This is a genomic window from Bradyrhizobium genomosp. I (2014), from assembly GCF_000261685.1.
Classification (GTDB): domain Bacteria; phylum Pseudomonadota; class Alphaproteobacteria; order Rhizobiales; family Xanthobacteraceae; genus Bradyrhizobium.
This window is the reverse complement of sequence record NZ_AJQE01000257.1, coordinates 1-7702: the sequence shown is the minus strand read 5'-3', so window position 1 is coordinate 7702 and position 7702 is coordinate 1. Positions and strand designations below refer to the sequence as shown.

Here is a 7702-nt window from a genome sequence, read left to right as displayed (position 1 = left end):
GGCGGCGACGAGCCGCTGCACCTCGCTTCGCCGCGACAGCGGAATCTTCATGTCGAATGCGCAGGCCAGATGCAGCGCCTCGATCTCGCCCATCCAGGTGAAGGAGAGCTGGTAATCGGTCCATTGTCCCTTGGAGACAATCGTGAGTTCGTCTTCGCCGGAGCGTTCGAACGGCCAGTTGTTGCTGGCGGCGATGTCCTCGACCACCGCGAGCGGATGGCTTCTGGAATCGATAGCGCTTTCGAGCAGGGACATGCCGTCTCGACCTCTTGCCTTTTTGTTGTCCTTGATACGCACGCGGTTGGGCCCGGCGCGCGCTCCCTAAACGTCGCTACGGCGTCCCTCGGACTTGCCCTTGCGATCCCTCGGATCGGCGCGGGGCTCATCGCGGATCAAGTGATGTGATTTGCGGAATCTGCGCAACGGGGTCCCGAGTCCGTCCACAAGCCAGGACTCGTTCGTCCACAGCTGATCTCCGCCACAATTCTTAACGTTGGAGGTCACAATCCCGGATCGAGGAGAACAAACCGGAATCAGATTCACGAGGGGCTCCGTCAGATCCGCCCGGCGAGGGCCGGACCGCCAGGAGGACCTCAAACCTGGCATGGGACCATGAGCTTTGCCCATGCGGAACGCGCTTGCCGCGACTGCTCGCCGGCGGCATATTTCCCGGCAGGCCGTTCATCCCGGACGGTCGATGTTCTCAGGGCGGGGTGAAAGTCCCCACCGGCGGTAAGGGCCGAAAGGCCTAAGCCCGCGAGCGCCTTCCGTGAGGGTTATCCCGAGCGGAAGGGTCAGCAGATTCGGTGCAACTCCGAAGCCGACGGTTAAAGTCCGGATGAAAGAGAACGGTCGGTGGCAGGCGCATCGAGAGGATGCGGCTGTTTGTCGTGCCGTGTGCCCTGATTCTGGTCCTTAAACCGAGGAAAGCCATGAATCAGATGTTGCAAGATCCCCAAACCGAGACCTCCCACCCCACCCAGCCGCCGGTTCCACAGGACCCGGTGCCGGAGCATCCGCGCTTCGCCAAGCCGCAGCGGGTGGCCTTCGTGCAGGCCTGCTGGCACCACGACGTGGTCGAAGAGGCGCGCATCGCCTTCATGAAGGAGGCGGAAGCGCGGCACCTGACCCATGTTGACGTGTTCGAGGTGCCGGGATCGTTCGAGATCCCGCTGCATGCGCAGGTCCTTGCCAAGACGCGGCGCTACACCGCGATCGTTGCCGCCGGTCTCGTCGTCGACGGCGGCATCTACCGCCACGAGTTCGTCGCGGACACCGTCATCAAGGCACTGATGGACGTGCAGCTCCGCACCGAGGTGCCGGTGTTCTCGGCCGTGCTCACGCCGCAGCAATTCCACGAGACCGAGGTGCACTACGACTTCTTCCGCAAGCACTTTGCGATCAAGGGCGTCGAGGTGGCCGAGGCCTGCGCCAAAACGCTGCACGGCCTGGAGCGACTGCGCGGCCAGGTCGCGGCGGGGATCGTGGGGTAGCCCGCAAAGTCATTCCGGGGCGGCGCATGAGCGCCGAACCCGGAATCTCGAGATTCTCAGGTGCGCAAGTGCGCACCGGAGTTCTCGCTTCGCGAGCCCCGGAATGACGTCAATGGCTAGTCGAACAGGCTCGACACCGACTCTTCCGCGGCGGTGCGCGCGATTGCGTCCGAGATCAGGCTGGCGATCGGCAGCGTGCGGATGTTCGGCGCCTTGGTCACGGCATCCGTCGGCAGGATCGAGTCGGTGATCACGAGCTCCTTCAGCCGCGAGCCCGCAATGCGGGCGGCCGCACCGCCGGAGAGCACGCCGTGGGTGATGTAGGCGTAGACGTCCTTGGCGCCCTTGGCGATCAGCGCGTCGGCCGCGTTCACCAGCGTGCCGCCGGAGTCCACGATGTCGTCGACGAGGATACAGGTGTATCCGGCGACGTCACCGATCACGTTCATGACCTCGGACTCGCCCGGACGCTCGCGCCGCTTGTCGACGATCGCGAGCGGGGTGTTGATGCGCTTGGCAAGGCCGCGCGCGCGGGCCACGCCGCCGACGTCGGGCGAGATCACCATCACCTTGGAGAGATCGAACCTCTCCTTGATGTCGCGCACCATCAGCGGCGCCGCGTAGAGATTGTCGGTGGGGATGTCGAAGAAGCCCTGGATCTGTCCGGCATGCAGGTCGAGCGTCATCACGCGGTCGACGCCGGCCTGCGTGATCAGATTGGCGACGAGCTTGGCCGAGATCGGCGTGCGCGAGCCCGATTTGCGGTCCTGTCTTGCATAGCCGAAATAGGGCAGCACCGCAGTGATGCGGCGCGCCGAGGAGCGGCGCAGCGCGTCGGTGATGATCAACAGCTCCATCAGATGGTCGTTCGCCGGGAACGAGGTCGACTGGATGATGAAGGCATCCGAGCCGCGGACGTTCTCCTGGATCTCGACGAAGATTTCCATGTCGGCGAAGCGCCGCACCACCGCCTTGGTCAACGGCAGGTCGAGGCCCTGCGCGATGGCCTGTGCGAGAGCCGGATTGGAGTTGCCGGCGACGAGCTTGATGGAGCCGTTCTTGGCCGACATGGACGCTTCCTCCCGCGCTTTGCTGGATACGACGTTCAACATCAGAAAATACCCACTGGAAGCACGGTTACGACGGGCGAGGAAATATCAGGCCGGAGGCTGCAATGGCAACCCGGGATGCTACGTTTTCCCTTTGAAAATCCTGAGTCGGGCCAACGGCTTGGCCGCAACTTGAGGCCGTGGTTGAGCGGGGGTTATCGCTCGGCATAGCCGAGGGCCGAGGTCGTCATGTCGGGTCTCGGCGCGGCCGGAAACGCGCTCGCCACGGCCGGTCCCCGCAAGGTGGGAGCTGCGCCGGGCGCATCCGGCGTTCCGTTGATCATGTTGGAAAGTCCGCTGAATCCGGCCTGGGCGATCTTCCGCAACACGAGGTCGTCGGCAGCCGCCCAAGCATCACGTGTCGCGTCGCGGCCGCCCTTGGCCGAAGTCGGTTCCTCGCCCGAGAGGCGCAGCGCCCGCTGCTGGTTGGCGTCGTAGACGTCCCAGACCCAGGCGATCACGGTCTTGCCGCGCACCACCTGGGCGGAGAGATAGCTGCGCACGCGATAGGCAGCCGTCCCCTCGCGGGAGACCACGGACAGGCTGCGCAGCTTGGATTCGCTGTCGAGCACCCCGACCATGCGGTCGAACACCTGCGGCGGCGGGCCGTCGATGGATTCGAACGCCACCGTCGCGCCGCTGCCACCGCTCGGCGCCATCGCATAGGAATTGCCCGGTGCGTTGCCGCCGGCGCAGCCGGCCAGCACGGTCGCCGCCGCGAGCAGCATGACCGCCAGCACGCGCGAACCCGCGCGGCCAAAGATGAATGACGCATCCCTCATTATGAAGGGCAGCGATATCGTTAAAATCGATTAAGGTCTAGGGCAGCGGCGACACATACCGTCGTCATCGCTTCTACCCGCCCGTCATTCCGGGGCGATGCGCAAGCATCGAACCCGGAATCTCGAGATTCTCAGGTGCGCAAGTGCGCACCGGAGTTCTCGCTACGCGAGTTCCGGAATGACGATCGAAAAGGTTGCTCTTGTGTTCACCCTTCCAGCGCGATGGCGTGAACGTGCCGGCCGTAATCCGGCTCCTTGCGATGCACCGAGCGGCGATAGCTGAAGAAACGCTCATCGGCGTAGGTGTCGAGCCCGAGATCTTCGATCATCAGGATGCCGGCGGCTTCCAGCCGCTTGCGGATGAAGCCGGCGAGATCGAACATCGCATGGCCCTCGCGCACGGATGGGATGAAGAACATGGCGTTGTCGGCGTCCGCCTCGATGAAACGCGTCACGAATTCGTTGCCGACCTCGTAGCTCTCCTGCCGGATCAGGGGGCCGATCGCGGCGATGATGCCGCCGCGCGTTGCGCCGAGCTCCTCCATCGCCGAGATCGTCGCTTCCAGCACGCCGGTCAGCGCGCCCTTCCAGCCGGCATGCGCGCCGCCGATCACGCGCGCATTGGGATCGACGAACAGCACCGGCCCGCAATCGGCGGTGGAGACGCCGAGCGCGATGCCGGGCGTCTTCGTCACCAGCGCATCGCCCTTCGGCCGCGGCCCGTTCGGCCAGGGCGCATCAGCCACGCGCACGTCGGGCGAATGAACCTGGTGCAGGCTGAGGAAGCGCCCGGGCGCGACGCCGACATGCTCGGCCATGCGGCGGCGGTTCTCCGCAACGAGGGTCTGATCGTCGTTGGAGCCGAGCCCGCCGTTCAGCGCGGAATAGATGCCGCTGGAGACGCCGCCCTCGCGGGTGAAGAAGGCGTGGCGCAGGCCGGGCACGGCCGACAGCAGCGACGAAGCAAGCGTCATGAGGTCTCTCCAGCCTGTTCGAGGTCGCTGAGGCCGGCAAGGCCCGTCAGCCGCGGCTCGGAGATGCCGAGCACCTTGAACATCGAACCCATGCCGCCGCGCCCGGTATCGGTCAGGCGGTTGAGCGCGACCGAAATATCGGTGGCGACTTCGGGCGTCGCCTTCTGCATCAAGGCGGCGGCGCGGGTGTCGATGCCGATACGCTTGAGGAAGTCGCCTTGCGTCACCGGGCCGTGCACGCGGGCGCCGACATCCTCGGCCGCGCGCGCCAGCGCCTGGAAGTCGACATGGGCGGTGACATCGGCCTGACCCGGCGCCTTCAAGGGATCGGCGAAGGTGTGGCGCGCGATCGCCTGAAATGTGTCGCCGGCATCGCTGCGCAGATGGCCGTAGTCGATGATCAGGGCCGCGCCGTCCTGGTCGCGCACGCGCGTGGCGAGCTTCATGATCTCGCCGTCCGGCCGCCACTCGAATACGGCGCCGACCGGTGCGGCGCGCACCAACGGTGGCAGCAGAACCTCGAAGCGTGGCGTCGGCTCGGGTGCTGCGCCGAACTGAAGCCTGCCGTCGGTATCGATCTCGATCACGCGCTCGTGCCAGCCGTTCTCGTAGCGGACCATCTGGTGGACCGGCAGCACGTCGAAATATTCGTTGGCGAGGATGATGCTGGGGCCTTCCGGCACCTCGTCGATGCGGTCGTGCCAGGCGATGTTGCGGATGGCCGACAGCGTTGCACTCTGCCGTTCCCGCAGGACCGGATTGACCTCGACCAGGTGGATCTGGAGCGCCTGGTAGAGTGGCGGCAGCACGCGCAATGCACGCAGCGCATCTGCCATCATGGTGCCGCGGCCGGGGCCGAGTTCGATCAGCCGCAGCAATTGCGGCGAGCCCATCTGCTTCCAGACCGAGGCGGTCCACAGTCCCAGGAGTTCGCCGAACATCTGGCTGACTTCGGGGGCGGTGGTGAAGTCGCCCTCGCGCCCGAGCGGATCGCGCGAGACGTAATAGCCGTAGCGCGGATGCATCAGGCACAGTTCCATGTATCGCCAGACCGGCATCGGGCCTGAGGATTTGATCAGCGCCTTGATCTCGTTGAGGAGCGGCGTGTCGGTCACGGCTGCCTTCTCGAAATGAACTAACGAATGGTCTGGAGGCGCTTCGGCGCCCCCCGCCTGACAGCCCATACGATAAGTAGGGTGCCAACGATAAGCATCGGGATCGACAACAGCATGCCCATGGTTAATCCGCCCCAGAGGAAACCGAGCTGGACGTCCGGCTCGCGGAAATGCTCGCCGGCGATGCGGGTCAGGCCGTAGATCAGGATGAAGGCGCCGAGGATCATTCCGGGGCGCTTCAGCGCGCCGAAGCGGATCATGATGGCGAGCACCGTGAACAGCAGGATGCCCTCCATGCCCGCTTCGTAAAGTTGGCTCGGATGGCGCGGCAGCTGCGTCGGATCGTTGGGGAAGATCATCGCCCAGGGCAGGCTCGCGTCCGTGGCGCGGCCCCACAATTCGCCATTGATGAAGTTGGCGATCCGTCCGAGCAGCAGCCCGACCGGGGCGACGGCGGTGGTGATGTCGCCGAGCGACAGGATCGAGATGCCGCCCCGATAGGCGAACCACATCACCGCGACGACGCAGCCGAGGAAGCCGCCATGGAACGACATGCCGCCCTCCCACAATTTGAAGATCGCGGCGGGATGATCGATGAAGAAGGGCAGATTGTAGAACAGCACGTAGCCGGTGCGGCCGCCGAGGATGATGCCGAGCGTGACCCACAGGATGAAGTCGTCGACCTGCACCAGCGAGATCGGCGCCGGTCCGCCCCACAGGCGCTCGTTCTTCAGGAGCGAGCGCGCATAGAGCCAGCCGAACACGATGCCGCAGATATAGGCCAGCGCATACCAGCGGATCGCGAACGGACCGATCTCGATCGCGATCGGCTTGAAGGCGGGAAAGTCGATCAGCAGAAAGGGCATCGCGCCTTCTATGTCTGGACGAGATTGCGGCGAAGGAGCACCGGCAGACGCCGTGTGATTCTTCTTATGCAGGCACGTTGAATACGATTGCAAGGAAACCGGTTCATGACAAGGATACCGGCGATCGGCCCTTGAACCGTTCGATCCGGATTGCCATTGTCTTTTCGAGAGTTCGCGCAAAGTTTATCGGAGGCCGAAATGACCCAGACCAGCAACCGGTTTTTCGACGAGATCGGCCGGCTGATGAATGACGCCGCCGGTGCTGCCCAGGGTGTCAAGCGCGAGTTCGATACGGTGATGCGCACTCAGGCGGAAAAATTCCTGCGCGACATGGACCTCGTCAAGCGCGAGGAGTTCGAGGCGGTCAAGGACATGGCGCGCCTCGCGCGCGAGGAGAACGAGGCCCTGAAGGCGCGGATTGCAGCGCTGGAGGCGAAGCTGGGCGGGTAGGGCTCTTACCCTCCCCTGGAGGGGGAGGGTCGATCGCGCGTAGCGCGAGCGGGGTGGGGTGACAGTCTCTCCGCGTCGAATAGTGCCCGTGGGGAGAGATCACCCCACCCCGTCTTACATTTCGCTACGCTCAATGTGAGCCGACCCTCCCCCTCCAGGGCAGGGTAGGGCAGGAACCCGGGGCCACCAGCCCATTCTCCTTGTCATTTCCGCATCTTCCGGGTAAAAGCCCGCCACGTTCGCGGCCCCCGCACCCCTGGAGGCCTGCTGCGGATGATGCCATGGGCCGCCTTGCGGCCCATTAACTTTTGCAAAAACAAGGACTTAACGAAATGGCGACGACCGTCAAGGAATTGAAGGCGACCGCACGTCCGAAGAGCGGCAAGGGGGCCGCCCGGGCTGAGCGTCGCGCCGGCAGAGTGCCCGGAGTGATCTACGGCAACAACCAGCCCCCGGTGACGATCTCGATTGAAGATCGTGAGCTGCGCCAGCGCATCCTGGCCGGCCGGTTCCTGACCACGCTGGTCGACATCGACCTCGAGGGCAAGAAGCACCGCGTGATTCCGCGGGACTACCACCTCGATCCGGTCAAGGATTTCCCGATTCACGTCGACTTCATGCGGCTCGGCGAAGGCGCCACCATCCGCATCAGCGTGCCCTTGCACGTGGTGAAGGCCGAAGGCTCGCCCGGCGTGAAGCGTGGCGGCACCGTCAACATCGTCGCCCATGCGATCGAGCTCGAATGCGGTGTCGAGAGCATTCCGCAGTACATCGAGGCCGATGTCGGCTCGCTCGAAATCGGTCACTCGCTGCATCTGTCGGACGTGAAGCTGCCGGCCGGCGTGAAGGCGCTGACCCGCGAGGACGCGACCCTCGTCACCATCGTGCCGCCTTCCGGCTACGCCGAAGAGCA

Annotated in this window: 9 protein-coding genes and 1 riboswitch; of the genes, 3 read left to right on the top strand and 6 right to left on the bottom strand. The window is 64.9% G+C overall.

Annotated features, from left to right (window positions below; all coding sequences use genetic code 11):
• On the bottom strand, nt 1-255 hold a 255-nt coding region (locus IC50_RS23950; RefSeq protein ID WP_035710465.1), incomplete at its 3' end, for a YbjN domain-containing protein.
• Nucleotides 256-695: 440 nt separating this feature from the next.
• A riboswitch (FMN riboswitch) is annotated at nt 696-854 on the top strand.
• Nucleotides 855-932: 78 nt separating this feature from the next.
• Between IC50_RS23950 and IC50_RS23945 the strand changes: the two genes are divergently transcribed.
• Nucleotides 933-1493 carry a 6,7-dimethyl-8-ribityllumazine synthase gene (locus IC50_RS23945; RefSeq protein ID WP_035710463.1) on the top strand — a complete coding sequence of 187 codons (561 nt, stop codon included), beginning with the start codon at nt 933-935 and terminating at the stop codon, nt 1491-1493.
• Nucleotides 1494-1609: 116 nt separating this feature from the next.
• Here IC50_RS23945 and IC50_RS23940 read toward each other — a convergent pair whose 3' ends face one another.
• From IC50_RS23940 to lgt, 5 genes are all read right to left on the bottom strand, one after another.
• Nucleotides 1610-2563, bottom strand: a complete 954-nt coding sequence (locus tag IC50_RS23940; protein ID WP_035710467.1) for a ribose-phosphate pyrophosphokinase — start codon at nt 2561-2563, stop codon at nt 1610-1612.
• Nucleotides 2564-2757: 194 nt separating this feature from the next.
• Nucleotides 2758-3384, bottom strand: coding sequence for a hypothetical protein (locus IC50_RS23935; protein ID WP_035710460.1), 627 nt, complete (start codon nt 3382-3384; stop codon nt 2758-2760).
• 206 nt (nt 3385-3590) lie between these two features.
• Entirely contained in the window at nt 3591-4358 is a 768-nt protein-coding gene (pgeF, locus tag IC50_RS23930; protein WP_035710458.1) for a peptidoglycan editing factor PgeF, read from the bottom strand.
• Nucleotides 4355-5473: a class I SAM-dependent methyltransferase gene (locus IC50_RS23925; protein ID WP_035710456.1), complete on the bottom strand. Its 1119-nt coding sequence runs from the start codon at nt 5471-5473 to the stop codon at nt 4355-4357. Before IC50_RS23925 ends, pgeF begins: the two co-directional genes overlap by 4 nt.
• Before the next feature lie 20 nt (nt 5474-5493).
• Nucleotides 5494-6339: a prolipoprotein diacylglyceryl transferase gene (lgt, locus tag IC50_RS23920; protein WP_035710452.1), complete on the bottom strand. Its 846-nt coding sequence runs from the start codon at nt 6337-6339 to the stop codon at nt 5494-5496.
• Between the two features lie 198 nt (nt 6340-6537).
• Between lgt and IC50_RS23915 the strand changes: the two genes are divergently transcribed.
• Nucleotides 6538-6789 carry an accessory factor UbiK family protein gene (locus IC50_RS23915; RefSeq protein ID WP_018648337.1) on the top strand — a complete coding sequence of 84 codons (252 nt, stop codon included), beginning with the start codon at nt 6538-6540 and terminating at the stop codon, nt 6787-6789.
• A 332-nt stretch (nt 6790-7121) separates the two neighbouring features.
• Nucleotides 7122-7702: 50S ribosomal protein L25/general stress protein Ctc (locus IC50_RS23910; protein ID WP_035710451.1), on the top strand; the 581-nt coding region annotated here is incomplete at its 3' end.